The sequence below is a fragment of the Nocardia sp. alder85J genome, assembly GCF_020176955.2.
Classification (GTDB): Bacteria; Actinomycetota; Actinomycetes; order Mycobacteriales; family Mycobacteriaceae; genus Nocardia.
In genome coordinates, this window is sequence record NZ_JAIUCZ020000003.1 from 704,792 (window position 1) to 728,047 (window position 23,256).

Here is a 23,256-nt window from a genome sequence, read left to right on the forward strand (position 1 = left end):
GTCAGCCGAGCACGCGCGCGACCCAGCGCCCCGGCTCGGTGATCTCGTCGGTGCGCGGCAGGGTGTCGGCATCGGTCCACACCGTGTTGAACCGCTGCATGCCGACCGTCTCCACCACCTCGTCGACGAACGCCTTGCCGCGCACGTACTGCGCCACCTTGGCGTCCACGCCGAGCAGTGCGCGCAGCAGCCGCTGCACCGGATTCGCCGGGCGGCGCCGGCGCTCGTCGAAGGCCCGCCGGATCTGCGCGACCGACGGCACCACCGCCGGGCCGACGGCATCCATGACGTGGTCGGCGTGCCCCTCGAGCAGGGTGCCGAGCATCAGCAGCCGATCCAGCGCCTCCCGCTGGGCGGGCGCCTGGGTGGCGCGCAGCAGGCCCAGCACGCCACGATCGGCCGGATCGTCGGAGGGCTCGGCGCCGCGCTGCCGCCGTTCGCGCACCACGGCCGCCAGCCGCGACAGCATCTCGTCGAACGATTCGTCGCCGACATCGCCGAGCACGGTCACGTTGTCGCGCATGTACTCACCGAGCCAGGGGGCGGAGGAGAACTGCACCCGATGGGTCACCTCGTGCAGGCACACCCAGAGCCGGAAGTCACCGGCGTGGACGCCGAGCACCCGCTCGACCGCCACGATGTTGGGAGCGACCAGCAGCAGCATCCCGTCGTCGCCGCTGAACGGGTCGTACTGGCCGAGGATCGCCGTGGACAGGAAGGCCAGCATCGCGCCGACCTGCACACCGGCGGGTTTACCGGCCAACCGGCCGCGCACCGACGCGCGGTCCGCCGGCGTCCCGGACTCGCCGGTGAGCTGTGCCATGGAGGCGGCCGCCGCATCGATCCAGCCGGGCCGGTCCACGATCCGGGCGGCCGGAACCGGCCGATCGTCGATCAGCCCGGTCACCTCCCGCACCGGGCCCTCGGCCCGCACCGAGGATTCGGCCAGCTGGGCCACCACCTGTTCGGCCGAGAAACGGGTGACCCGCGGTCCGGCCGGGACCAGCGCGGCGCCGGTACGGGCGGCCAGTTGCCAGTCCACCGCCCCGGCCAGCGGCGACTTGCGCCGGTGCCGGATCAGTTCGCCGGACTCGACGTCGACCAGCACCTGCTCGGAGGGCTTGGGGAGCGCCTGCTCCGCGTACCCGGGCCGGCTGCCTCGGGCATCGTCTTCAGGTCCGGTCATCGGTCACCACCTGTCAGGAGCATCCGCAGTTACGCAGCGTGGCAGCGATGGCGTCCAGGGCCGGCCGGCTCGCTTCCGGTGGCCGGTCGTTCGACATCAGCGCGAAGGTCAGCACCCGGCCATCACTGTCGAGGACATACCCTGCCAACGCACTCGATACCGACAGAGTTCCGGTCTTCGCCCGCACCCAGCCCGCGCCCACGTGGTCGCGGGTGGTGAACCGGTCGGCCAGCGATCCGGTCGCCCCCGCCACGGGCAGGTAATCCAGCATCGGGGCCAGCGGCGACACCGTGCCGCCGGTATCCGACGCGCTCGTGGTCGACACGCCGGACTGCGGTCCGGCCGCCTCGGCCAGGATCCGGTCCAGCAGCCGCGGCGGCACCCGGTCGTCGGTGGACAGGCCGCTGGCGTCCAGCAGGGTGAGTCCGGTGGTGTCGAATCCGGCCGCGGTCAGCGCCGTGCCGGTGGCGGCCGCCGCCCCGGCGAAGGACGCCTCACCGCCGCCGGTCGCCGCGATCTCCCGGGCGATCGCCTCGGCGAGCACGTCGTCGGAGTGGATCATCATGTCGCGCAACCGGTCCCGTAGCGGGGCCGACTGCACGTGCGCGATCTCTCGCGCCTGCGCCGGGGCCTTGTCGATGCGGACCTTGCCCGGATCGAGTCCCAGCTCGGCGGCGAGCCGCCGTCCGGTGTCCAGCGCCGGGGTCGCCGAGCGCGGCGAGTACTCGACCAGCGGGTCCAACCGGCCGCCGTCGATCATCACGGATTCGATCGGCGCCCAGGAACCACCGGCGATATCGGCCGGATCCCAGCCCGCCGGCGCCGTCGGCCCGGGGTAGGCGGAGGTGTCCACCGCGACGCTGTCGAAGGGGCGCCCCGCGGCGCGGATCTGCGTCACCAGATCGGCCAGTCGCGGGCCACCGGGATAATAGCCCTTACCGTCGGCCTGGGCGGTCAGTGTCGGATCGCCGCCGCCGACGAGCACCAGCTCGCTGGGATCGGCGCCGGTGACCACCCTGGTGGTGACCCGATGGTCGGGCGGCAGCATGAGCAGCGCGGCCGCCGTCGTCAGCACCTTGGCGGTGGACGCGGGCACCATCGGCTTGTCCGGATCGGTACTCCACACCACGGTCCGGGTGTCGGCATCGGTGACCGACGCGCTGAAGGCGCCGAGATCCGGCGCGGTGGCCACCTTGGCCAGCGCCGCCGACAACCCCGGCGAACTCGGTGCGGTGGCCCCGGGTGGCGCGGGCGCTACCTGCGGGAACGGTTTCACGGGGGCGGGCGGGGCGGAGATGGTCAAGCCGCCGTGACGGAATTCCTCGGTCCAGGGCCGCAGGATCACCAGCACGGCGCCGACGGCGACCACCACGACGAACGCTCCGGCGAGGGACGCGATCCAGATCGTGCGGCGCCGCCGAGCAGCCAGGTTGCCGATGTTCTTCCTGCTCCGACCTACCACGTGACCGCCGTCTCCCTACTCGCCCGTAACAGCGCGCGCTGTGCCGGTGCCCTGCCGCACCCACCAGCCCAGCGACCACACTATCCTCACCTGGCCGACGTACCTGACGCACAGGCAGGCGAGTCGGCAGCCTCGCCGTCGTTGATGACAAGCACCAGACGAAGGAGATGACGTGGAGTTCGACGTCACCATCGAGATCCCCAAGGGTCAGCGCAACAAGTACGAGGTCGACCACAAGACCGGTCGGGTGCGGCTGGACCGCTACCTCTACACCCCGATGGTCTACCCGGCCGACTACGGCTACATCGAGGACACCCTCGGTTCCGACGGCGATCCGCTGGACTGCCTGGTGCTGCTGCCCGAGTCGGTGTTCCCGGGGGTCATCGTCGAGGCCCGGCCGGTCGGCGTGCTGCTGATGAGCGACGAGGCCGGTGGCGACGAGAAGATCGTCGCGGTGCCCGCGGGCGACAAGCGCTGGAACCACATCCAGGATGTCTCGGACATCGGCGAGTTCGACCGGAAGGCCATCGAGCACTTCTTCGAGCACTACAAGGACCTGGAGCCGGGCAAGTGGGTCAAGGTCGAGGGCTGGGGCGACCGCGCCAAGGCCGAGGTGCTGGTGGACGAGGCGTATGCCCGGCTGAAGGAGCAGGGCGGGCACTGATCCCGTCGAGCGCACGCCGGTCCGCCCGCACCGCCGCGGCCGATCCGGCGTGCGCGGGCCGGGCCGGGGCCCGGCCGGTGATTCAGCGGCCCCGGAACTCCGGCGGCCGCTTCTCGAACACCGCCGCCACCGCCTCGGTGAGGTCCTCCGCGGGCAGGAAGGCCGCATTCCAGGCCGACACGTAACGCAGGCCCTCGGCCACCTGCCGGGCCCGGGGCTGATCGAGCACATCCTTGACGCCCTGGACGACCAGCGGCGGATTGGCGGCGATCTCCTCGGCCAGCGCGTGCGCGGCGGCCAGCGTCGCCTCCTGATCCGGGTACACGTCGTTGACCAGGCCGATCTTCTCGGCGCGGGCGGCGTCGATGTCCTTGCCGGTGAAGGCCAGTTCGCGCACGTGCCCCTCACCGATGACAGCGGGCAGCCGCTGCAGCGACCCGATGTCGGCGACGATGGCGACCTTGGCCTCGCGCAGACTGAATTTCGCGTCGGCGGACGCCAGCCGGATGTCGGCCGCGGCGATCAGGTCCAGCCCGCCGCCGATGCACCAGCCGGACACGGCCGCGACGACCGGCTTGCGGCAGTCCGCGACGGCCGTCACCGCGGCCTGCATCCGGCGGATCTCGTTCAGGAACGCGGTGCGCGGGCCGGCCAGTCCGCGCTCGGCGACCAGCGGGCCGAAGGTGCCGCCCATCGCCACCAGATCCAGACCGTAGGAGAAGTTCCGGCCCGATCCGGTGAGCACCACCGCGCGCACCTCCGGATCGGCGTCGAGTTCACCGAAGATCAGCGGCAGCTCCCGCCAGAAGTCCGGTCCCATCGCATTGCCCTTGGCGGGACCGGTCAGCGTGACCCGGGCGACCCGGTCCTTGCTCTCGACTGTGAAAGCCTTCCATTCAGTCATTTGCCCAGCTTAGCGGGCCGGTCCCGGCTCACCGCGGGCGTGTAAAACCTGTGAAAACTCACGGCCGGGTCCGGGCGTGCCGGGTCGCCGGCGACGGATCATGTAACCGGCGAGTCGCTTCTACTCCACCGCCACCAGGCAATCGGAGGTCATCATGTTGATGCACAAGGGCATCGGCCTGGATCGTTTCAACGAACTGCCGCATACGCGTGCCGTCTACGCGCTCTACGAATGCTGTTGCAGCGTCACGTGGGCCGAGAAGCTGGCCAGCGGCCGGCCCTATCCCGACTATCAGCGGCTGCTGGACGCCGCCGATGTCGAATTGCCCGCACTCTCCGCGGCGGATCTCGACCGGATCGCCGATTCGGTTGCGCGCGAGGCGATTTCGAATCCCACCATCGAGGATCTGGCCCGGGTCACCCGGGACCGCCTGACCCGGATGCTCGGCCCGGAAGAGGGCTACCCCGAATACTGAGCCCGGGGCGGCCCCGATCCCGGTCACCGCAGCAATCCACGTCCCGTGGTGAGCGGCAGGTCGATCGCCGTGAGCAGGCCGGGGTGCGCCCGCACCACCGCGGGCACCGCACTCACCAGGCGAGCGGCGGTGCCGACCACTCCACCCAGCGCATGGTCTCCGTTGCTGGACAATTGCAGGTCCAGGACATAGTCGGGGTCGCCGAGGATCTCCACCCGATAGCCACCCTGCCCGGCGGGCTGCGGCCAGTCGGGGGCCAGGTCGGGATGCAACCGGGTCACATGTTCCAGCACCAGCACCTCGCGCCCGTCCCGCACGCCGCTGACCCGGAACCGCAGCGCCGCGGCGGTGCCGGGTTCGACGGTGTGCGCGCCGATCCGGATCGGCTCCGTCGCGGGCAGCCGCTGGAAATCCTGTGTGACCGTATCGAGTTCGACGTCCAGCGCGGCCGCCAGTTGCCGGACGACGCTACCCCACGCCAGCGTCAGCACGCCGGGTTGCAGCAGCAGCGGCAGTTCCGCGCCGTCGCTCACATCGCGGCCGAAACCCATGATGTCGAACAGCACCTTCGGCTGGTCGTAGGTGGAGTAGTCCAGGATCTCCGAGCACACGATGGAGTCGATGCGCTCGCTGCCGCTGGACAGCAGCAACGGCAGCCAGTCGTTGGCCCAGCCCGGATCGATGCCGTTCACCCACAACGACGCCCCGCCCGCCTGCGCCGCCTCGACCACCGGATCGATCAGCTCGGGAGGCACGGTGCCGTAGGGGAATTGCAGGAACACCGGACTCGACGACACCACGTTGATCCCGGCGCGCAGGAAGGTCTTCAGATCCTCCACCGCCTCGAGCAGCCGATCGTCGGCCATCGCGGTGTGCACGATGCAGTCGGGTTTCAGGTCGAGCAGGGCCTGCGCGTCGGTGGTGGCGGCCACGCCGATCTCACGGTCGAGGCCGGCGAGTTCACCGGCGTCCCGGCCGGCCTTCTCGTCGGAGGACACCCAGACGCCGACGAGTTCGAGTTCCGGCCGGGCGATGATGGATCGCAGGGCCCGGCGGCCGACATTGCCGGTGCTCCACTGCACTACCCGGTAGGCCGGTGCTGACATGGGAAAACTCCTGTCACAGATCGGGAAGGCCGAGGTCCAGGTTGGGTTGTTCGATGCCGCCGTCGATCTCGAGCACCTTACCGGTGATGTATCCACCCGCCGGTGACGACAGATAGACGATGCCGGCCGCGATCTCCCACGGTTCGCCGAGCCGGTGCAGCGGTGTCGCCGACTCCATCGTCGCCTTGATGGCCGGTTGCCCCGCCACAATGTCCAGGGCCGAGGTGAGCACCGAGCCGACCGCGATCGCGTTCACCCGGATGCGGGGAGCCAGGTCGGTGGCGGCCAGCCGGGTCCAGTGCGCCAGCGCGGCCTTGGCGGTGCCGTAGGCGAGATATCCGCGGCCCGGCGTGCGGCCCATCATCGAGGAGATGTTGACCACCGATCCGCCGCCGCCGGTCAACATGTGCGGTACCGCCGCCCGGGTCAGGGCGTGCGCGGTGGCGACGTTGAAATGGAAGGCCTGCTCCAGATATCTCGGGGACGTCGTGAGGAAGGTGTTGGGCGCGGTGCCGCCGACGTTGTTGACGACGATGTCGATGCGCCCGAGTTCGGCGGCCGCGGTCTCCGCCAGCCCCGCGACCGCGTCCAGATCGGACAGGTCGGCGGCGACGGTGACCACCCGGCGGCCCAGTGCCCGGATCTTCCCCGCGACCTCCTCGAGCTGTTCGGCCGTGCGGGCCGCGATCGCCACGTCCGCCCCGGCCTCGGCCAGCGCCAGCGCCGTCGCGGCGCCGATCCCGCGCCCGGCGCCGGTGACGACGGCGACCCGGCCGTCCACCCGGAAGTTGTCCAGAATCATGGCGAACTCCTCCTCCGACCGGCCGCGCGCACCCGGGTCGTGCTCGAAAAGCGTTGGCGTATCGACGAACTCACCCACGCCCCGGCGGCGGGGTGACGACCGTCACAGAGCAGTCTTTAGAACAAGTTCTAGTCTGTCAAGGGTCGATACCGGAGGCCGGGACGGGAACACCTGGCGGGTCGCGGTCATTTCTCGCTACCGTGGACCACTGTGGACATCGCAGCCGCACAGCCGGCCGGAACCCGCACCGGCTGGGGCACTCTCGGGCAGCCGGCGCTCGTCGCGGGCGGGATCGCGGCCGCCGTCGCGGTCCTGCACTTCCGCGATCCGCACGTCTCCGGCTCCTACGGGTACTGCCCGTTCTACGCGCTGACCGGATACTGGTGCCCGGGATGCGGCGGGCTGCGGGCGGTGCACAACCTCAGTGAGGGGCACGTACTCGCCGCCGTCCACAGCAATCTGCTGCTGCTCCCGCTGGCGGTGCTGGTCGCGGCGTGGTGGGTGCACTGGGTGGTGAACCGATGGTCCGGGCGCCGGCGACCGTTCCCGTTCCGCGCCGGTCCGGTCACGCTGTGGGTATCACTGGCCCTGCTGACGGTCTTCGCCGTCGTGCGCAACACCCCGTGGGGCAGTTGGCTGGCCCCGGTATGACGCCGGCCCACTGTGATTGCGGCGTGGTGACCGTGGCATTCCGCCCGAACTGGGCATGCTGACGACATGATCGATTCTCTGAAGAACCGGGTACGCGACAAACTGATGCGGCAGCTCCAGGAAGACGGCCCCTACGACCCCGACCTGGACGATCCCCGGCAGGTCGCTGTCGCCACCGATCTCGATGCGCTGGAGTCGGTGGCCGACGACGACCCGCTCGTGGAACAGCTCGCCGAGCGCTACCTGGTGTTCTGACCGCTCGTCTCAGAAACTACAGGGCGACGCACCCGCACCGTCACCTCCCGGCGCCAGGCGCGGGCGAGTCTCCGGCTGCGGATTCCAGAGGCCGTCGACACAGGCGTACTCCCAGGCAGGCCCCTGCTGCACCAGCGCGGCGACCGCATCGACGAGCCGATCGACGTCGGCGGCCGAGGTGCCCAGGCCGATGCTGGCACGAATCGCGCCGTCGACGCCCAGCCGGGCCAGCAACGGATGTGCGCAGAACCGGCCGTCCCGCACCCCGATTCCGTGTTCGGCCGACAGGTACGCCGCCACCCGGCCCGGCTCGAATCCGTCGAGGGTGAAGGTCACGATGCCGACGCTGTCGGCGCTGTCCGCCCAGATGCGCAGGAACCGCACGCCCGCAATGCCGTTCAGCCCCTCCCGCAGGCGGGTGGCGAGCCGCTGCTCGTGCTCCACGGCCGCGGTGTCCAGGGCAGCCAGCGCATCACAGGCCGCGGCCAGCGCCGCGACACCCAGCACATTCGGCGATCCGGCCTCGTGCCGCTGCGGTGCGGACGCCCAATCGACACCGGTGGTCCGGACCTCCCGGACCGCTCCGCCGCCGGCGAGATACGGCGGGGCGGCGTCCAGCCAGTCCCGGCGGCCGACCAGCACACCCGCCCCGAACGGCGCGTACAGCTTGTGCCCCGAAAAGGCCACATAGTCGATTCCGGTGGCGCGCAGGTCGATTCGCCGGTGCGGGGCCAATTGCGCGGCGTCCACCAGGATCCGGGCGCCGCATTCGTGCGCGACGGCGGCCAGCCGCGCCAGCGGCAGTACCTCACCGGTGACATTCGAGGCGCCCGTGACCGCCAGCAGTGCGGCCGGCCGGCTACACAGTTCGGCCACCACCCGGCGAATCGTCTCGGCGACGGTGTCGGCGGCCTGGACCACGCGGCGACCGTGCCGGGTCCAGGGCAGGAAGTTGGCGTGATGTTCGATGTCGAGCACCACCGTGTCGCCCGGCACGCAGGCGGCCAGCAGATTCAGCGAGTCGGTGGTGTTGCGGGTGAACACCACCACCTGGTCGTCGGCGCAGCCGAGGAATCGGGACACCGAGGTCCGGGCAGCCTCGTAGCAATCGGTGGAGATCCGCGAGGCGTAGCCGGCGCCGCGGTGCACGCTCGCGTAGTACGGCAGTAGTTCGGCCACCCGATCGGTGACCTGTTCCAGCGCCGGGGCACTGGCGGCGTAGTCGAAATTCGCATATCGCACGGTGCCACCGGACACCAGCGGAACCTGCAGATCGGCGCCGGAAACCCGGGCGGCACAGGACGGGTCGAGAACAGCAGTCATCACGCAATCCCTTCGGGTCGGGACTCCAGGGAACGACGAGAAAATCGGAGTCCGCGCTTGCCGCGCCCGGTCGGGCATCGGCCCGGTCGTCACCCGGAGCACCCCGCCGCGGAGGAGGGTTGCCGACCAGCAAGCCGGGGCTTGACGCTGGTACTCATGACCTGGTGCCAAGATATTCACCCGCCCGAACCGTTGTCAAGGCGCCGCCGCCGACACGCAGGCGCCACACCGGCACGACCGAAATCGCCTTGCCGTCACGATTCGACCTGCGGTTTCATCGTGGGATGACTGCCTCCCTGCTGCTCGGATTCACCGGACTGTGCGTGCTGCTGGCCATCACCCCCGGCCCGGACACCTTCCTGGTGCTGCGCTTCTCGATCGCGGGCCGCCGGCACGGCGTCGCGGCCGCGCTCGGCTCGGCGGTCGGTGGCATCGTCTGGGCGACCGTGGTCGCGGCGGGAGTGGCCGCGCTGCTGGAGCAATCCGCCACGGCGTACCGGGCGGTGAAGGTGATCGGCGGGGTCTATCTGATCCATCTCGGCATCCGCACTCTGCTCGAACATCGCCGCGCTCGGGCGGGCGGCGCGGAACCCGAAGCCGCGGAACGGATCACGACGGCCACGGTGCCGTCCGCGTTCGCCGCCGGACTGTTCTCGTGCCTGCTGAATCCGAAGGTGGGATTGTTCTATCTGGCGGTGCTGCCGCAGTTCCTCACCGCGGTCACGTTCGGGAACGCGCTGGCACTCGGCGCGATCGAATCGACCGTCGCCGCAATCGAAATGGTGCTGCTGGCGATGCTGGCCGCCCGCGCGATCGATATGCTGCGGCAGCCGCGCACCCGGGCCCGCCTGGAGCAGATCAGCGCGGGGGTGCTGACGGCGCTCGGCATCGGTACCGCCGCCTCGGCCGCCTGATCAGTCCAGCGCGGTGGCCCGATGGTACGCGCCGTTGTAGTACAGCAACGGCGCGGCGATCGGCACGCCACCGGACTCGTCGTGTACCCGGGTCACCAGTCCCACCACCAGGGTGTGGTCACCGACGGCGAATCGTTCCTGCACGGTGGCCCGCACCCAGATCGGGGTGCCGTGCAGCACCGGTTCCCCGGTGTCGAGCGTGGTCCACAGCGCGGGCTCGCTGAACCGCTGTCCGGCCTCACGGGAGAATCGTCGCGCCAGCTCCTGTTGATGTTCCCCGAGGAAGTGCACGACCAGCGACTCCGCACCGAGCATCGCGGCGATGCTGGAGGAGGTGTGCGCGATGTTGAAGGAGATCAGCGGCGGCTCCAGCGACAGGGAGGCGAACGAGGTGGCGGTGAACCCCACCGGCCCGTCCGCGCCGGACAGCGTGACGATGGTCACACCGGCTGGATAGTGCCGCATGGCCGACCGGTATCGCTCGGCCGGAATACCATCCGAGCCCACGGACGCCTGGAGTTCCGCGTCGGGAGATCTGCTCACCGTTCCAAACTACGTCGCGAACATGACGACGCCACCGCGGCTCCCACCAACCGGCATTCCGGGCATGACGACCATGGTCGCGACCGGCCGGGGAGCATTCACGAGCCCATCAGTCGACGTCGATCGACAATCCCGCGGTGATCCGCACCAGTTCCGGGAACGACGTGCGGAAGACCGTGTTCGGATGTCCCCCGGCGGCCCACAGCTCGCGATGTTCCGACAGGGCGTTGTCCACGTAGGTGGGCAGATTGGTCGGATGCCCGACCGGGGCGATCCCGCCGATCGGCTGCCCGGTCACCTCCCGCACCATCGCCACCGAGGCCGGCTCCAGCGTGCCCTCCAGCCGGTGCCCGGTTCGTTCCAGGTCCACCCGATGCGACCCGGAAACCAGCAGCAACACCGGTTCGTCGTCGAGCAGGAACACCATCGACTCCGTGATCGCCCCCACATCCACGCCGAGCGCCCGCGCCGCCTGCTCGGCGGAATGCGTGGGCTCGGTTTGCGTGATGATCACCCCGTGGTGCCCACGCGCAATCAGCGTGTCCGACACCCGGGATGCGACCGGAGGCAACGACCTGCGCATGGCACCAGAGTAGAGGGGTAACCTGTGCGCCGCCCTGCGTGCGATCGAATTCGACACCCCGGCAACGGCATTCCCCCGGCAACCGGAAGGCCGTCTCAACCGGCCGAATTCGGCCGCGCGCCGAGTGCGAGGGCGGTGAGCAGCGTGGTCAACTGCTCGCGGAATCGCAGCGCGGTATGGGCCCAGCGCGGTTCCTGCTCGTACAAGCGGCGCAGCGTATCGGTCGGCTGGGACAGCTGGTAGAGGTAGGCGCCGCAGGTCATGGCCCCGGTCAGCAGGGTCTGCGCGCCCGCCTCGTCGAGATCGGCGGCGGCGGTGACCACGGCCGCGACCATCACGTCGTAGGCGGCGCCGGCGGCGGTCTTGTACTGCCGCGCCCGCTCCAACCGCACCGCCCCCTCCAGGCTCAGCGCGACGTGGGTGAGCAGATCACAGAACAGCGGCAGCCGCACCATCGACTCGGCGACGATCGCACCGATCCGCTCGCCACCCAGCCCGCGCGCCTCCCCGAGCCCCGCGAGCAGGCTGTCCCGCCAGTCGGCCCAGCCGTCCTGGGCCAGTTCGAGCAGCAGTTCCTCGCGGGATTCGAAATAGCGCCGCAGCGCCGAGGGATGCAGCCCGACCCGGGCGGTCACGGCCGTCAGCGTGACCTCGCGCACCCCCTGTTCGGCCGCCAGTTCGCGGGCGGCATCCAGCAGGGCGACCTTGCGCTGCTCCTTGTCCTGCACCGATCGGGCTCGTTGCCTGGTCGAACTCACTCCCCCACGATAACGCAATGCCATTGACTTAAGTGCGGAGTCGGCCTATCGTGTCTAACGCAAATACATTGCGTTATCTGAACGAGAGAGGACTCACCACCGTGAGCTCGGTATTCTTCGTCACCGGTTCGTCCCGCGGGCTCGGCCGCCGCATCGTCGAGCAGGCCTTGGACGCCGGTCACCGCGTGGTCGCCACCGCCCGCGATCCCCGCACCCTCGACGACCTGGTCCGGAAGTACGGCGACCGCGTCCATGTCGAAGCGCTGGACGTCACCGATCCGGAGGCCGCCGCAACCGCCGTCGCCAACGGCGTCGCCGCCTTCGGCCGGCTGGATGTGGTGGTCAACAACGCCGGTCAGGGCGACCGGGCCGCCCTCGAGGACACCTCGCTGGAGGTCTTCCGCCGGCAGATCGAGACGAATTTCCTCGGCACCGTCTACGTCACCAAGGCGGTGGTACCCATCCTGCGCAAGCAGGGCGGCGGCCGCATCATCCAGATCTCGTCGGTCGGCGGCCGGGTCGGCGGCCCGGGAATGACCGCCTACCAGTCCGCGAAGTGGGCGGTCGGCGGCTTCAGCGAGGCGCTCGCCGCCGAGGTGGGCCCGCTGGGCATCACGATCACCGTGGTCGAGCCGGGCGGCATGCGCACCGACTGGGCCGGCTCATCGATGACGATCCCGCCGATCAGCGAGCCCTATCAGGCCACCCTCGGCGCCTCGGTCGCGGCCATGGCCGATTTCGAGCACACCGCCACCAGCGACCCCGCCAAGGTCGCCCGGCTGGTGCTGACCGTCGCCGCCTTGGACGAACCCCCGCTGCGCATCCTCGCCGGCAGCGACGCCTACGAGATCGGCCGCGACGCCTGGCAGCACCGGCTCGAGGTCGACGCCCAGTGGGCGGACCTCAGCCGCTCCACCGACCACGACGATGCCGCCGAGGGCAGCTGGCACCGCCAGCGCGGCGTCAGCTTCCCGGACGTCCGCGCGTAGCGATCGGCCCGATCACTTGCCACTGCAACAACTCTCGTCGCCCCGACGTGATGAGCGGGTCCCGCGTCATCGGACCCGCTCCCACCCCGGGCGGCAGGATGCCCACCACCCGCACGGCTGCGACCCCGACGCGATCGCCTCGCACCGAAGCCTCGATACCGTCGGAGCGCGGACGCGGTGACGACAGGGACAGGGTTTCGCCCGGACCGGCCCGCTGGTCGCCGGCGTCGATGTGGGTGGTCGTCGTCATGGCGTGGGTCGTTCGTTGTGGTCGGGTAGGGGGTTCCAGGTCCAGTTGCGGATTTCGGGGAGGTCCCGGCCGTGGGTGTCGATGTGGCGGGTGTGTTCGATGAGTTTGTCGGCCATGGCCTGTTTGAGGTAGTCGCCGGTCGCGCCGAGTTGGGGGAGCCGGTCGATGACGTCTGTGACGAGGTGGAAGCGGTCGAGTTTGTTCTGTACGCGCATGTCGAACGGGGTGGTGATGGTGCCTTCTTCGTCGTAGCCGTGGACGTGCAGGTTGCGGTTGGTGCGCCGGTAGGTGAGCCGGTGGATCAGGGCCGGATAGCCGTGGAAGGCGAAGATGATGTGCTTGTCGGTGGTGAACAGGGCGTCGTAGTCGCGGTCATCGAGTCCGTGGGGGTGCTCGCCGGCCGATTGCAGGCGCATCAGGTCCACGACGTTGACCACACGGACCCTGAGGTGGGGAAGGTGGTGCGCGAGTATCGAGGTCGCGGCCAGCACTTCGAGGGTGGGGGTGTCGCCGCAGCAGGCCAGGACCACATCGGGTTCGGTGCCGCGGTCGTTGCCCGCCCATTGCCAGATGCCGATTCCCTCGGTGCAGTGCACGACGGCGTCTTCGATGTTCAGCCATTGCGGCATCTCGTGTTTGCCGGCGACGATCACGTTGACGTAGTGGCGGCTGCGTAGGCAGTGATCGGTCACGGAGAGAAGGCAGTTGGCGTCCGGTGGTAGGTAGACGCGGACGATCTCGGCTTTCTTGTTGACGACGTGGTCGAGGAAGCCGGGGTCCTGGTGGGTGAAGCCGTTGTGGTCCTGCTGCCAGACGTGGGAGGTGAGCAGGTAGTTCAGCGAGGCGATGTTGCGGCGCCACGGTAGCGCGGCGGTGACCTTGAGCCATTTGGCGTGCTGGTTGAACATCGAGTCGATGATGTGGATGAACGCCTCGTAGCAGTTGAACAGCCCGTGCCGCCCGGTCAGCAGGTAGCCTTCCAGCCAGCCTTCGTTCTGGTGTTCGCTGAGCATCGAATCCACGACTCGGCCTGCGGGAGCCAGCGATTCGTCGCCCTCGATGATGCGGGCGTCCCATTGCCGGTCGGTGACCTCGAAGACTGCGTCGAGCATGTTCGACAGAGTTTCGTCGGGGCCGAATATCCGGAAGTTGCGAAGCTCGTCGTTGAGCGTGACGACGTCGCGGAGGAAACCGCCCAGCACGCGGGTGTCCTCCGCGTGCCGCGAGCCGGGCGAAGTAACCGGCAGAGCATGTGCGCGGAAGTCGGGCATCCGCAGGTCGCGGAGCAATATCCCGCCGTTGGTGTGGGGATTGGCGCCCATCCGCCGTGTGCCCCGTGGCGCGAGTGCGGCCAGCTCGGGCCGCAGGCGCCCGGTGTCGTCGAAGAGCTCGTCTGGTTTGTAGCTACGCATCCAGGCGTCGAGTTCGCCGACGTGGTGAGGGTGCTCGGCGTCGACGAGCAGAGGTACCTGGTGGGATCGGAACGTGCCCTCGATGCGGCGGCCGTCGACCGTTTTCGGTCCGGTCCACCCTTTCGGGGAACTCAGCACGATCATCGGCCAGGGCCGGCGGGCGGAGTCGCCGGCGGTGCGGGCCCGGTGCTGGAGCTGCCGGATCCCTTCGACCGCGTGGTTCACGGTGGTGGCCATCAACTCGTGCATCTGCTGGGGATCGTCGCCGGCGACATAGTGTGGTTCCCAGCCGCAGCCGCGCAGGAACTGGTCGAGTTCCTGATGCTCGATGCGGGCGAGCACGGTCGGGTTGCTGATCTTGTAGCCGTTGAGGTGCAGGATCGGCAGGACCGCCCCATCGCCGACCGGGTCGAGGAATTTGGTGGAGTGCCACGCCGTGGCCAGCGGGCCGGTTTCCGCTTCGCCGTCGCCGATGACGCAGGCCACGATCAGATCCGGATTGTCGAATGCCGCCCCGAACGCATGGCTCAGGGAGTAGCCGAGCTCACCGCCTTCGTGGATGGACCCGGGGGTGGTCGGGGCTACATGGCTGGAAATGCCACCGGGAAAAGAGAATTGGGTGAACAGTCGCTTCAGCCCGGCCTCGTCACGGCTCACATCCGGGTAGATCTCGGAGTAGGTGCCCTCGAGGTAGGTGTTCGCGACCAGCGCGGGCCCGCCGTGGCCGGGGCCCGCGATGTAGAACATGTCCAGGTCGTAGCGGTTGATGACGCGATTCAAGTGCACATAGATGAAATTCTGGCCCGGTGTGGTGCCCCAGTGGCCGACCACCAGCGGTTTCACGTCGGCCAATGTCAGCGGCCGTCTCAGCAGCGGGTTGTCGTACAGGTAGATCTGACCGACCGACAGATAGTTCGCCGCCCGCCAGTAGGCGTCGATCAACCGCAGCTCATCCGGGCTCAGCGCCGGTCGTTCGACGACGGTGGTGGTGGATTGCATTGCCAACTCCTGAGCTGCGGGTACGGGTGATCGGCCGATGGGTTATTCGAGCCGGTCTCGCCAGCTCGGATGGGTGCGAATGTGGCGTGAGCCGCCGGCATGTTCGTTGAGGTCGCGGCTTGCCGGAGTGTCTTCGGGCTGGGATCGGGCCGGGTGGCGCGCCGCGTCGGCTCGGCGTCGGCTGCCGGTCGTACGGTTCAAGACGGACACCGTGAGGGCGCCGAGGGCGATGCCTGCGATCAGGACGATGACGATGACCATGAGAAGGCTCCTGAACGACGGCGACGCAGCCTGCATCGGTGCCGCCTGATTACGGATCAGATTGGGGCGCAAGGCTATCGGCCGGTAACAGCGGCGTCGGCCACCGGTGGCGCGCCCGGTTGGCCCTGCCACCGGTTGCCCCGGTCGCTGCCGGGGTAGGCGAGGTGGTCTGTGGGGCAACGAGGGGCCGTCGCGGATCTCAGCGGCGGCCGACCGTCGCTCGAATTGGTTGACCCTCCAAGTACATGCCTGCAACCCACAAATGTCAACATCGTAGTTCTACATTGAATCGCTACAGTGCCTCGGCGCGCATGGCGGCGCGGCCGCACCGGACCGGATTCCTCGCCATGGATGGCGTCATCATTGTATGTCTACATCGTGGACATACGGGGTTTGTTGCCACTACGCTGCTCCTACGCGGATCAAAGGGAGCTGCCATGATCGTTGTCGTCGGGCCGATCGCCTCGGTCGGCGAGCTGGTCGCGTCACAGCCTGGTAGTGCACAGTGACGTCGGCGCCGTTGCGGACGGATACCGCCGCCGACCCGATCGATATCGTGTCGGCGGCGGTGATGGGGTCCGCGGCACTGCTGGACCGGCTGGATACCAGTGCTACGGCGGGCCTGTCGGAGACTGAGGCCCGGCGCCGCCGAGTTCGGTGGGGTCCGAACGCGGTGTCCTCGCATCGCGCCCGCCTGTTGCCGGTGCTGTGGCATCAGTTGCGTTCGCCGTTATTGGTGTTGTTGCTGGTCGCGGCGATCGCGTCCTATTTCGTGGGTGAGCGCAGCGACGCGCTCATCATCGGCGTGATCCTGGTCCTGTCGGTCGGGCTCGGATTCGTCAACGAGTACCGCGCCGAGAAGGCCGCCGAAGCCCTGCACGACCAGATCCGCCACGAGACCGTTGCGATCCGTGACGGGCGGGCGGGCATGGTCGACGTCACGGCCCTGGTTCCCGGCGACCTCGTGGACGTGCGGCTCGGCGATGTCGTCGCCGCCGATCTGCGGTTGCTCGACGCCACGGGATTGAGTTGCGACGAATCGGTACTGACCGGCGAATCGATGCCGGTCGAGAAGAACACCGCCACCGTCCCCGCGGGCACAGGACTGGCCGCCCTGTCGGATTGCGCTCTGATGGGAACGGTGGTGAACGCGGGCAGCGGCCGCGGTGTCGTGGTGGCCACCGGCGCACACACGCAGTTCGGCGCGATCGCCGCGGGCCTGAGTGGGCATCAGCTGGAGACGGAGTTCCAACTCGGGCTGCGCAGGTTCTCGATGCTGCTGGTCTATGTGGCGGGCGCATTGACCTCGTCGATCTTCGTGCTCAACGTGGTGCTGCACAAGCCGATCATGGACGCTCTGCTGTTCTCCTTGGCGATCGCGGTCGGCATCACGCCACAGTTGCTGCCCGCGGTCGTATCCAGCAGCCTCGCCGCCGGATCCCGGCGGATGAGTCGCCGCAAGGTACTGGTCAAACGGCTGGTGTGCATCGAGGATCTCGGGAACGTCGCGGTGTTGTTCACCGACAAGACCGGCACCCTGACCGAGGGTCGGATCGACTACGCGCGGGCGGTACCCGTCGACGGCACCGACCCCGACACGCTGCTGCGATACGGACTGCTGTGCACCGAGAACAGCATGGACGAAGGCAGAGCCGTCGGCGGCAATCCACTCGATCAGGCGCTGTGGACCGGCGCGGGCCCGGCGCAGCGCGAGATGGTTGCCGGATATACCCGGCTCGGGGTACTGCCGTTCGACCACGAACGCAATATGGTCTCGGTCCTGGTCCGTGACCCCGCGAACCAGGTCGTCCTGATCACCAAGGGCGCCCCCGAGACCGTGCTCCAACGCTGCCTCGACGTGCCCGCCGCCACGCGAGCCGCGCTCGACACCGAGTTCGCCGCAGGAAACCGGGTCGTGGCGGTCGCCACCCGCCCGGCCGGCGGCCGTGCCCCGGCCGCCGCCGACGAGCGTGATCTGCGCTTGAGGGGACTGCTGGTCTTCCTGGACCCGCCCAAGCACGACGCCGCCGCCGCGTTGCAGCGGCTGGCGGCACTGGGAATCTCGGTGAAGGTCGTCACCGGCGACAATCCCGCGGTGGCCGCCAAGGTTTGCCGCGACCTGGGACTCGGCGCCGGTTCGATGACCGGCGCCGACATCGCCGCACTGGACGACAGCGCGCTCGCCGCGGCGATCACCCAGACCACCGTGTTCGCCCGGGTCGGCCCGGAGGACAAAGCCCGCATCGTCCGGGTGCAGCGCCAGAGTGGGGAAGCGGTCGCCTTCCTCGGCGACGGCGTCAACGACGCCCTCGCGCTGCACGCCGCCGACGTCGGCATCTCGGTCGACTCGGCCACCGACGTCGCCAAGGACGCCGCCGACGTCATCCTGCTGGAGAAGGACCTCGCCGTGCTCGCCGACGGGGTCGGTGAGGGCCGCCGCATCTTCGCCAACACCATCAAATACGTCCTCATGGGCACCTCCAGCAACTTCGGCAACATGTTCTCCGCCGCCGGCGCCTCGCTGTTCCTGTCGTTCCTGCCGATGCTGCCCTCACAAATACTGCTCAACAACCTGCTCTACGACACCAGCCAGCTCGCCATCCCCACCGACAACGTCGACGAGGAGCAACTACGCCGGCCCTCACACTGGGACATCGCGTTCATCCGCCGGTTCATGATCTTCTTCGGGCCCCTCAGCTCGGTATTCGACTTCGTGACCTTCGCGGTCATGCTTGCCGTCTTCCACGCCACAGCACCGGAATTCCGCTCCGGCTGGTTCGTCGAATCATTGGCAACCCAAACCCTGGTGATCTTCGCGATCCGCACCCGCCGCGTCCCGTTCTTCCGCAGTCACCCCAGCATCCCCCTGACCCTGGCCGCCCTCGCGGTCGTAGTCCTCGGCGCCGCACTGCCGGCCACCGCACTGGCCCACACCCTCGGCTTCAGCCCGCTGCCCGCCGGATTCTTCGCCGCGCTGACCGCCATGGTCGTCGGCTATCTGATCCTGGTGGAGATCGGCAAACGAATCTTCTACCGCACCACCACAACCACCCCGCCACCACACCGGCCCGGCAACCTGAACCGTTTCCGGCGCCGCCGCGCCGCACGGTTCAGCACCGCCGCCCGCACCTGAGTGCCCCGGTGCACATTCACCGCTGACGCCCGCACACCCGACGAACAGCATGTCCGGCGCACGCCGGTGACGGCGGAAGGCGCCACCGGCCCCGTAGTTCCGTGACGCACCCGATGACGCCTCAGTCGTGGCCCGCTCAGGCGACGGCCGGCCCGGGGTCGGGGCAGGCGCCGGGTCGGCGAGATACTTGCCAGGCCCCGGGGCGAAGGATGCCCGACACGCGTCCTGAAGTCGGGTCCCCGAGAGGCGGCCGGCGGTGCCGGCATTCCGGTTGCCCGGTCTCCGGAACATATCCGTGGTGTACGGCGCTGCCGCGGCGGGTATGGGGTGTCGCGCCGGTGGATTTCACCGGACGGCAGCGCCCGGCACGCCCGGGTGTTCGATGTCGACTCGGCGCAGTTCGTCTGCGCGAGCGCAGGTTTCGTACGTCTCCTCCCCAGAGTCGTTCGCCGCCCGTGAGCACCCGGTTCGGGCCTCCCAGCGAAATGTCTGCGGTGAGGTGGATCCGACCGGGTATACCGCCCGCGCGGCGGCCGACCGGCCGGGCAGTACCAGGGGTCGTCGACGCGCCCGACCGGCGTGACGGTCACCCGATCCACAGGTCCAGGTAAAGAGCGGTGGAAGAGATGTCGTGACCACCACAGAGATGGTTGTCGAGACCATGCACGATGATGCGACCCTGGTGAGCAGGGCGCGCGAAGGCGATATGCGAGCCTACGAGCAGCTGGTAGTGCGCCATCGAAGGCAGATGTTCCGCCTCGCGGACAGGATGCTCGCCGACCACCCGGACGCCGAGGACATCGTCCAGGAAGTCTTTCTCGGCGCGTGGCACCGGCTACCGCAGCTCCACGAGGACGCCGCCTTCGTCGGCTGGCTCTACCGCATGACGACCAACCGCTGCCTGAACATGATTCGGGCCCGCAGGCCCACGGTCGAGGTGAACCCGGAGACCACCGAATCCCCGCACTCGAACCAGCCCGAGAACGCGGTACAGCTGAGCAGCGCGCTGACCGCGCTCAATGCCGCGTTGGGACTGCTCACCCCCGAACAGCGCACCTGTTGGCTACTACGCGAGGTGCATGAGCTGACCTACGAAGAAATCGGCGACATCGTCGAAGCGAGTACGACGGCAGTGCGTGGCCGGTTGGCCCGCGCACGAGCCCATGTGTGCGAGGTGATGCAGCCGTGGCGGTGAACGGACCCCGATCAGGACTACCGGCCGAATTCGCCGCGGCCCGGCTGTGCCCGGTGGCAACGGCTCGACGCCGCAGCGTTCGGGAGTGACAAATCTATCGGAATCCGCTCTCGACCGTGACGATGCGCAGTCGGCGGGTGTCGTTGGAGATGAGCCCGAAATCAGCGAGGCTCCAGCAGAAATCAGGAGACCAGTGACGAGCACGATCACTTCCGACAACAGCAACGACACCAAGACCCAGACACCCCCGGCCACCGCCACGCAGCAGAAGATCAGCGCTCTCGCCAGCGAGCAGGGCACCACCACGGTCGCCGACCTCGTCGTGCAGAAGGTGGCCGGTCTGGCCGCACGCCAGGTGCGCGGCGTGCACGACCTCGGCGGCGGCGCCGCACGCGCGTTCGGCGCCATCCGCGACCACATCCCCGGGGCATCGGCCGGCATCGGCCAAGGCGTCTCGGTCGAGGTCGGCGAGACCCAGGCCGCGGTCGATTTGGACTTGGTCGTCGAATACGGCGTCACCATCGCCGAGTTGGCGCGCACGGTACGCCGTAACGTGATCACCGCGATCGAGCAGATGATCGGACTGTCCGTGGTCGAGGTCAACATCAACGTCAACGACGTCTTCATCCCCGGCGCCGACGACGAGACCACCCAAAGCAGCCGGGTGCACTGATGAGTGCCACCGCGATCTGCCTCGCGGTCGGACTCGCACTCGGCTTCGCCGCCGCGTTCGGCGGATTCGGAGCTTTCACCATCGTGATGCTGTTCGCAGTGCTCGGCCTGCTGGCCGGGCGCTGGCTCGATGGTGAGCTCGACCTGACCAAGTGGCTTCAATCGACACAACGCAAGGCCAGACGATGACCACCGCCGTAGTCGCGGGCGAAGACCCCGGCATCACCACGGTCGCACCGCGGGCGGTCCGCCGCATCGTCGCCCAACTCGCCCGCGAAGTGCCCGGTGTCGGCGCCGCGGTGCGGGTGGCCGCCGAGATAGTGGGCGACCGGACCACGCTCGATGTCGAATTGCCGATCCGCTATCCCGCCCCGGTCAACCGGGTGAGCGAGGCCTGCCGCGAGCAACTGGTCCGTCGGACGCGGGAGCTGACCGGTTTGGCGGTGACCGGGATCGACATCGTGGTCACCGAACTGAGCGCCGACACCACGACAGCAAGGCGGGTGCGGTGACTCGCTGGCCACGCCGGGTGATCCCGGCGATCGCTGTCGCGGTGCTGGTACTCGCCGCCTGCGTAGCGACGACGGTGTCGTTGATCCAGCGCCTGGTCGGAGCGCACGAATTCCTCTCCTATGACACCGTCGCCGATCACCTGCACGCCACGACCTGGCACGATCTGCCGGTGCTTCTCGCCGGTGTGGTGGCGGCGGTGCTGGGGATCGTGCTGCTCGCCGCGGCGCTGTGGCCGGGCCGGGCAGTGGTGGTGCCGCTCGCCGACGAGGACGCGATGTCGGCCGGGGTGCGGCGCCGCGGGCTACGTTCGGCACTGCGCGGTACCGCCGGGGCGGTGGACGGCATCGGTACGGAGCGAATCCGATTGCGCCGCAACGCCATCACAGTGTCCGCCCACAGCGACCGGATCGGCACCGACGGGCTCCCCGACGCCCTCCGCGAGACACTCACCCACCGGATCGGGCAGATCGGCCCGCCGCCGGTACACCGCGTCCGGGCTACGCTGCGCGGCCCGAGGACAGGACATCCGTCATGAGCCGAACCAACCGTCCGGCCGCGTTGAACCGGGCCGTACTCGGGTTCACCGGAGCGCTGCTACTCGCCGCGGGCGCGCTGGCGGTGGCCGCGCACGACGGGCGAGTTCGCTGGATCCACGCCGACGACACCCTGGTCCCCGGCACCGCGGCACCGCCGACCTGGGTGCTGTGGGCCGTGGGCGTCGCCGCGGTGTTACTCGCCCTGTTGTGCCTGCGCTGGCTGTCGGCGCAGCTGTTCCGGATGCCGAAATCGGTCACCTGGCGCACCGGCAGCATCGAAGGGGCGGGGACCACCGTGCTGGAATCGTCGACCGCCGCGGCACCGGTCGCCACCGATATCGAAAGTTATCGAGGGGTACGCGCGGCCTCGGCCTGGCTGGCCGGTGAGCGCACCGCACCCGAGTTGCATCTGCTCGTCACCGCGGAACCTACCGCCGACATCACCGAACTACGCCGCACAATCCTCGGCCACGCGGTGACCCGCCTGTGTACGGCGCTGGAGGTCGAAACCATGCCGGTATCGCTGGAACTCGACTTCGCCGAGGACCGCAAGCCCGCTCGCGTGCGCTGACCCCGATAAGAGCACCACGACAATTCCCTGCCAGGGTCCGAGAACATCGGCGGCCTGGGTACCGGGTTTCACGGAAGCTTCGCGCTGCGGCGGTGTGCCAGGCGATCCGCACGCGCCGGTGACAGAGCAGCGCGTCGCGGACCCGCTACGGCCGGTAGCCGGTGAGACCGAGCCGAGCAAGCTCAGCGTTGATGTCGACCTCGATCGCGCCGAAGAAATCGATGTTCTCGCGGGGCGCCGGCAGCCGCACTCGGTATGCAGCTCGAGGTCGAGATCATCGAACTGGACCGCAGCCGCAACACCGTCGTCCTGTCCTGCTGCGCCTGGCTCGAGCAGGCACGATCCGCGGTCCGCAGCGAGTTGCTGCGCCCACTGCGCCGGCTGGAGCGGATACGTGGTGGCCGTGTCGTCGCGTGCCTGCACCGACATGGCCGGAGTGTCGTTCAGTGGGGGTCGGTGTGCTGGTCGAGGGTGTGTTGCAGGTCGGTGTTGAGGCGGTGTGCTTCGGCGAGTTGGTCTTCGAGGATGACGATGCGGCAGGCGGCGTCGAGGGGATTGCCGGCGTCGACGAGTTCACGCACGCGTGCGGCGAGGCGGAGCTGGTAGCGGGAGTAGCGGCGGTGCCCGCCGGCGGAGCGTTGCGGGGTGAGTAGTTCGGCGGCATCGAGTCCGCGCAGGAACGCGGGAGTGACACCGAGGATTTCCGCGGCGCGTCCCATGCTGTAGGCGGGATAGGTGTCGTCGTCGAGTTTGTCCGCGGCGCTACGCTCACCGGCGGGGTCGGTGGGGTCGGTGTTCGGTTGCTGCACAGCACCTCTCGGTGTTCAACGCCCGCAGGCCCCGGCGCGTGTGCGCCGGGGCCCGGGATTTACGGAAGAGGGGGGATCAACTGTCAATTCTGTTCACCGGCCGTGCGGGCCGGTCTCCTACACCGCACCCGGCACTTCCCGGGAATGCGGAACCGTTGCCTGACTACTCAGTGAGCACCACCTCCTGGATTGCCGGGTTCTGCCTGTTGTTCTCTCGGTCGAACTGTTCCCGCCCCGCCTCCAGCGGGCCGGCCGATTGCGCCGGGTTCCCGTCTCCGCCGGAGGGGGCG

At 69.1% G+C, this 23,256-nt stretch carries 25 protein-coding genes and 1 riboswitch; of the genes, 13 read left to right on the forward strand and 12 right to left on the reverse strand.

Annotated features, from left to right (window positions below; genetic code table 11):
- Window position 1: 1 nt before the first annotated feature.
- Together LBW94_RS14440 and dacB are read right to left on the reverse strand one after the other, a co-directional pair.
- Window positions 2-1,186, reverse strand: a complete 1,185-nt coding sequence (locus tag LBW94_RS14440; protein ID WP_225062413.1) for a zinc-dependent metalloprotease — start codon at window positions 1,184-1,186, stop codon at window positions 2-4.
- 13 nt (window positions 1,187-1,199) lie between these two features.
- Entirely contained in the window at window positions 1,200-2,648 is a 1,449-nt protein-coding gene (gene dacB, locus LBW94_RS14445; protein WP_225062412.1) for a D-alanyl-D-alanine carboxypeptidase/D-alanyl-D-alanine-endopeptidase, read from the reverse strand.
- 172 nt (window positions 2,649-2,820) lie between these two features.
- Between dacB and ppa the strand changes: the two genes are divergently transcribed.
- Window positions 2,821-3,312, forward strand: a complete 492-nt coding sequence (gene ppa, locus LBW94_RS14450; RefSeq protein ID WP_225062411.1) for an inorganic diphosphatase — start codon at window positions 2,821-2,823, stop codon at window positions 3,310-3,312.
- A gap of 82 nt (window positions 3,313-3,394) precedes the next feature.
- Here ppa and LBW94_RS14455 read toward each other — a convergent pair whose 3' ends face one another.
- Window positions 3,395-4,216, reverse strand: a complete 822-nt coding sequence (locus tag LBW94_RS14455; protein ID WP_225062410.1) for a crotonase/enoyl-CoA hydratase family protein — start codon at window positions 4,214-4,216, stop codon at window positions 3,395-3,397.
- A 154-nt stretch (window positions 4,217-4,370) separates the two neighbouring features.
- Between LBW94_RS14455 and LBW94_RS14460 the strand changes: the two genes are divergently transcribed.
- On the forward strand, window positions 4,371-4,691 hold the full coding sequence (locus LBW94_RS14460; protein WP_225062409.1) for a 2-oxo-4-hydroxy-4-carboxy-5-ureidoimidazoline decarboxylase: 321 nt from the start codon (window positions 4,371-4,373) through the stop codon (window positions 4,689-4,691).
- 23 nt (window positions 4,692-4,714) lie between these two features.
- Here the strand turns inward: LBW94_RS14460 and LBW94_RS14465 are convergent, their stop codons facing one another.
- Window positions 4,715-5,797 (reverse strand): diacylglycerol kinase, encoded by a 1,083-nt coding sequence (locus LBW94_RS14465; RefSeq protein ID WP_225062408.1) that lies wholly within the window; start codon window positions 5,795-5,797, stop codon window positions 4,715-4,717.
- 13 nt (window positions 5,798-5,810) lie between these two features.
- A complete protein-coding gene (locus tag LBW94_RS14470) occupies window positions 5,811-6,599 on the reverse strand; it encodes an SDR family oxidoreductase (protein WP_225062407.1) in 789 nt (262 codons plus the stop codon).
- Window positions 6,600-6,809: 210 nt separating this feature from the next.
- On the opposite strand from LBW94_RS14470, the gene LBW94_RS14475 reads away from it, so the two are divergent.
- Both LBW94_RS14475 and LBW94_RS14480 read left to right on the forward strand, forming a co-directional pair.
- Window positions 6,810-7,250 carry a DUF2752 domain-containing protein gene (locus LBW94_RS14475; RefSeq protein WP_225062406.1) on the forward strand — a complete coding sequence of 147 codons (441 nt, stop codon included), beginning with the start codon at window positions 6,810-6,812 and terminating at the stop codon, window positions 7,248-7,250.
- A 66-nt stretch (window positions 7,251-7,316) separates the two neighbouring features.
- Window positions 7,317-7,505 carry a hypothetical protein gene (locus LBW94_RS14480; protein ID WP_225062405.1) on the forward strand — a complete coding sequence of 63 codons (189 nt, stop codon included), beginning with the start codon at window positions 7,317-7,319 and terminating at the stop codon, window positions 7,503-7,505.
- Window positions 7,506-7,514: 9 nt separating this feature from the next.
- Here LBW94_RS14480 and LBW94_RS14485 read toward each other — a convergent pair whose 3' ends face one another.
- Window positions 7,515-8,828 carry an aminotransferase class V-fold PLP-dependent enzyme gene (locus LBW94_RS14485; RefSeq protein ID WP_225062404.1) on the reverse strand — a complete coding sequence of 438 codons (1,314 nt, stop codon included), beginning with the start codon at window positions 8,826-8,828 and terminating at the stop codon, window positions 7,515-7,517.
- A 48-nt stretch (window positions 8,829-8,876) separates the two neighbouring features.
- Window positions 8,877-8,990, reverse strand: a riboswitch (SAM riboswitch).
- Between the two features lie 122 nt (window positions 8,991-9,112).
- Between LBW94_RS14485 and LBW94_RS14490 the strand changes: the two genes are divergently transcribed.
- On the forward strand, window positions 9,113-9,742 hold the full coding sequence (locus tag LBW94_RS14490; protein ID WP_225062403.1) for a LysE family translocator: 630 nt from the start codon (window positions 9,113-9,115) through the stop codon (window positions 9,740-9,742).
- Here the strand turns inward: LBW94_RS14490 and LBW94_RS14495 are convergent, their stop codons facing one another.
- The 3 genes from LBW94_RS14495 to LBW94_RS14505 all read right to left on the reverse strand — a co-directional run bounded on the left by LBW94_RS14495 (window position 9,743) and on the right by LBW94_RS14505 (window position 11,626).
- Window positions 9,743-10,207, reverse strand: coding sequence for a flavin reductase family protein (locus LBW94_RS14495; protein WP_225062419.1), 465 nt, complete (start codon window positions 10,205-10,207; stop codon window positions 9,743-9,745).
- Between the two features lie 187 nt (window positions 10,208-10,394).
- The gene (locus tag LBW94_RS14500) at window positions 10,395-10,868 is read right to left on the reverse strand and encodes a YbaK/EbsC family protein (RefSeq protein WP_225062402.1); all 474 of its coding nucleotides are present in this window, start codon (window positions 10,866-10,868) and stop codon (window positions 10,395-10,397) included.
- A 95-nt stretch (window positions 10,869-10,963) separates the two neighbouring features.
- Complete coding sequence (locus tag LBW94_RS14505) at window positions 10,964-11,626, reverse strand: TetR family transcriptional regulator (RefSeq protein ID WP_225062401.1); 663 nt, start codon at window positions 11,624-11,626, stop codon at window positions 10,964-10,966.
- A gap of 101 nt (window positions 11,627-11,727) precedes the next feature.
- Between LBW94_RS14505 and LBW94_RS14510 the strand changes: the two genes are divergently transcribed.
- On the forward strand, window positions 11,728-12,615 hold the full coding sequence (locus LBW94_RS14510) for an SDR family NAD(P)-dependent oxidoreductase (RefSeq protein WP_225062400.1): 888 nt from the start codon (window positions 11,728-11,730) through the stop codon (window positions 12,613-12,615).
- A 246-nt stretch (window positions 12,616-12,861) separates the two neighbouring features.
- Here the strand turns inward: LBW94_RS14510 and LBW94_RS14515 are convergent, their stop codons facing one another.
- Window positions 12,862-15,276 (reverse strand): phosphoketolase, encoded by a 2,415-nt coding sequence (locus tag LBW94_RS14515; RefSeq protein ID WP_225062399.1) that lies wholly within the window; start codon window positions 15,274-15,276, stop codon window positions 12,862-12,864.
- Between the two features lie 42 nt (window positions 15,277-15,318).
- A complete protein-coding gene (locus tag LBW94_RS14520) occupies window positions 15,319-15,537 on the reverse strand; it encodes a hypothetical protein (RefSeq protein WP_225062398.1) in 219 nt (72 codons plus the stop codon).
- Between the two features lie 571 nt (window positions 15,538-16,108).
- Here LBW94_RS14520 and mgtA point away from each other — a divergent pair.
- From mgtA to LBW94_RS14555, 7 genes are all read left to right on the forward strand, one after another.
- Window positions 16,109-18,670 (forward strand): magnesium-translocating P-type ATPase, encoded by a 2,562-nt coding sequence (gene mgtA, locus LBW94_RS14525; protein WP_225062418.1) that lies wholly within the window; start codon window positions 16,109-16,111, stop codon window positions 18,668-18,670.
- 631 nt (window positions 18,671-19,301) lie between these two features.
- Window positions 19,302-19,865, forward strand: a complete 564-nt coding sequence (locus LBW94_RS14530; protein WP_225062397.1) for an RNA polymerase sigma factor — start codon at window positions 19,302-19,304, stop codon at window positions 19,863-19,865.
- Between the two features lie 193 nt (window positions 19,866-20,058).
- A complete protein-coding gene (locus tag LBW94_RS14535; protein WP_416276884.1) occupies window positions 20,059-20,538 on the forward strand; it encodes an Asp23/Gls24 family envelope stress response protein in 480 nt (159 codons plus the stop codon).
- Complete coding sequence (locus LBW94_RS14540; RefSeq protein ID WP_225062396.1) at window positions 20,538-20,726, forward strand: hypothetical protein; 189 nt, start codon at window positions 20,538-20,540, stop codon at window positions 20,724-20,726. Before LBW94_RS14535 ends, LBW94_RS14540 begins: the two co-directional genes overlap by 1 nt.
- Complete coding sequence (locus LBW94_RS14545; protein ID WP_225062395.1) at window positions 20,723-21,049, forward strand: Asp23/Gls24 family envelope stress response protein; 327 nt, start codon at window positions 20,723-20,725, stop codon at window positions 21,047-21,049. The genes LBW94_RS14540 and LBW94_RS14545 overlap by 4 nt, the downstream gene beginning before the upstream one ends.
- Window positions 21,046-21,585, forward strand: a complete 540-nt coding sequence (locus LBW94_RS14550) for a DUF6286 domain-containing protein (protein WP_225062394.1) — start codon at window positions 21,046-21,048, stop codon at window positions 21,583-21,585. Before LBW94_RS14545 ends, LBW94_RS14550 begins: the two co-directional genes overlap by 4 nt.
- Window positions 21,582-22,157: an alkaline shock response membrane anchor protein AmaP gene (locus tag LBW94_RS14555; RefSeq protein ID WP_225062393.1), complete on the forward strand. Its 576-nt coding sequence runs from the start codon at window positions 21,582-21,584 to the stop codon at window positions 22,155-22,157. Before LBW94_RS14550 ends, LBW94_RS14555 begins: the two co-directional genes overlap by 4 nt.
- A gap of 443 nt (window positions 22,158-22,600) precedes the next feature.
- Here LBW94_RS14555 and LBW94_RS14560 read toward each other — a convergent pair whose 3' ends face one another.
- Entirely contained in the window at window positions 22,601-22,966 is a 366-nt protein-coding gene (locus LBW94_RS14560; protein WP_266270987.1) for a MerR family transcriptional regulator, read from the reverse strand.
- Window positions 22,967-23,256: the final 290 nt, after the last annotated feature.

What these genes read in the sequence shown, in the direction of transcription:
- LBW94_RS14440 (WP_225062413.1), bottom strand. Translation starts at nt 1,186, where the DNA reads ATGACCGGACCTGAAGACGATGCCCGAGGCAGCCGGCCCGGGTACGCG.
- LBW94_RS14455 (WP_225062410.1), bottom strand. Translation starts at nt 4,216, where the DNA reads ATGACTGAATGGAAGGCTTTCACAGTCGAGAGCAAGGACCGGGTCGCC.
- LBW94_RS14460 (WP_225062409.1), top strand. Translation starts at nt 4,371, where the DNA reads ATGTTGATGCACAAGGGCATCGGCCTGGATCGTTTCAACGAACTGCCG.
- LBW94_RS14465 (WP_225062408.1), bottom strand. Translation starts at nt 5,797, where the DNA reads ATGTCAGCACCGGCCTACCGGGTAGTGCAGTGGAGCACCGGCAATGTC.
- LBW94_RS14470 (WP_225062407.1), bottom strand. Translation starts at nt 6,599, where the DNA reads ATGATTCTGGACAACTTCCGGGTGGACGGCCGGGTCGCCGTCGTCACC.
- LBW94_RS14480 (WP_225062405.1), top strand. Translation starts at nt 7,317, where the DNA reads ATGATCGATTCTCTGAAGAACCGGGTACGCGACAAACTGATGCGGCAG.
- LBW94_RS14485 (WP_225062404.1), bottom strand. Translation starts at nt 8,828, where the DNA reads ATGACTGCTGTTCTCGACCCGTCCTGTGCCGCCCGGGTTTCCGGCGCC.
- LBW94_RS14490 (WP_225062403.1), top strand. Translation starts at nt 9,113, where the DNA reads ATGACTGCCTCCCTGCTGCTCGGATTCACCGGACTGTGCGTGCTGCTG.
- LBW94_RS14495 (WP_225062419.1), bottom strand. Translation starts at nt 10,207, where the DNA reads ATGCGGCACTATCCAGCCGGTGTGACCATCGTCACGCTGTCCGGCGCG.
- LBW94_RS14500 (WP_225062402.1), bottom strand. Translation starts at nt 10,868, where the DNA reads ATGCGCAGGTCGTTGCCTCCGGTCGCATCCCGGGTGTCGGACACGCTG.
- LBW94_RS14515 (WP_225062399.1), bottom strand. Translation starts at nt 15,276, where the DNA reads ATGCAATCCACCACCACCGTCGTCGAACGACCGGCGCTGAGCCCGGAT.
- LBW94_RS14520 (WP_225062398.1), bottom strand. Translation starts at nt 15,537, where the DNA reads ATGGTCATCGTCATCGTCCTGATCGCAGGCATCGCCCTCGGCGCCCTC.
- mgtA (WP_225062418.1), top strand. Translation starts at nt 16,109, where the DNA reads ATGGGGTCCGCGGCACTGCTGGACCGGCTGGATACCAGTGCTACGGCG.
- LBW94_RS14540 (WP_225062396.1), top strand. Translation starts at nt 20,538, where the DNA reads ATGAGTGCCACCGCGATCTGCCTCGCGGTCGGACTCGCACTCGGCTTC.
- LBW94_RS14545 (WP_225062395.1), top strand. Translation starts at nt 20,723, where the DNA reads ATGACCACCGCCGTAGTCGCGGGCGAAGACCCCGGCATCACCACGGTC.
- LBW94_RS14555 (WP_225062393.1), top strand. Translation starts at nt 21,582, where the DNA reads ATGAGCCGAACCAACCGTCCGGCCGCGTTGAACCGGGCCGTACTCGGG.